This window comes from Cupriavidus basilensis OR16 (assembly GCF_000243095.1).
Lineage (GTDB): Bacteria > Pseudomonadota > Gammaproteobacteria > Burkholderiales > Burkholderiaceae > Cupriavidus > Cupriavidus basilensis_D.
The window spans coordinates 1-877 of sequence record NZ_AHJE01000120.1 but is presented as its reverse complement, the minus strand read 5'-3'; the positions used below and the strand labels follow the sequence as shown (position 1 = coordinate 877).

Below are 877 nucleotides of genomic sequence, written 5' to 3'. Positions count from 1 at the left end.
ATGCTGGTGAAGGCAGCCAGGAGCGACACCGCGGCAAACTTCTACCAGTCCACCGGCACCGAGGTGTTCACCAGCACGCCCGCCGAGCTGGCCAAGTTCCAGTCGCAGGAATCGGCCAAGTGGGGGCGCATCATCAAGGCCGCCAACATCCAGCCTGAATAAGGGTGGCTTGTTAAGGATGGCTTATGGCCCTGCTGCGCGATCGGCTCGCGCGGCAGGGCCTGGCCTGGTTACTGCGCCAGCGTCGCCTTGTAGCCCACCGCATACGGCAGCTTGCCGGGCTTGGCGCTGCCCACCGGCTGCGACAGCGCGGTGAACTCCGTCTCGTTGAGCACCGTCAGCCCGCCTAGCGCCGCGGCGGTCTTGCCGCTGCTCACCGGATCGGTGGGGGCCAGCGCCACCATGGCGGTGGCTGCCGCGCGCACGGCGCTCAGGTAGCTCGTGGTGTCGTCCAGGCGATAGCTGTCCAGCTTGACGCGCTGGCGCAGCCAGTCACCCCAGTAAAACTCCGTGAACTCCGTGGCGTCCGTCAGTTGCTGGTAGCCGATGTCACGCGTAAAAAACACCAGCGAGCGATAGCGGTCGTTGCCCATGCCGTTGCGCAGGCCGAGCGACGGTGGCAGTTCGGCTGGCGTGGTCGGGCGGTTGGCCGTGTCTTTCAGCCACATCAGCTTGCGCTCGCGCAGCGTGCGGAAGAACGTGGCGCGATCCTGCGTGGCCAGGTTGTCCTGCACCTTGATCCACATCTTCGCCTGCGGGCCGCCATCGGCCGCTTCCCATACGCTGGTGAAGGTGTGATGGCCGTCGGTCAGGTACGGCTTGCCCGCCGGGCCGATCACCATGGTCTTCATATCCGCGGGCTTGTTGCCGACCGCCT

General features: G+C 66.2%; 1 protein-coding gene and 1 pseudogene. One reads left to right on the top strand and one right to left on the bottom strand.

Translation table 11 applies throughout. The annotated features are described in order from the left end of the window. A pseudogene (locus OR16_RS43205) lies at positions 1-162 on the top strand (tripartite tricarboxylate transporter substrate binding protein); the annotation flags it as partial. A 68-nt stretch (positions 163-230) separates the two neighbouring features. Here OR16_RS43205 and OR16_RS33630 read toward each other — a convergent pair. Then, positions 231-877, bottom strand: a 647-nt coding sequence (locus OR16_RS33630) for a ParB/Srx family N-terminal domain-containing protein (protein ID WP_006163277.1), incomplete at its 5' end; no start/stop codon positions are given.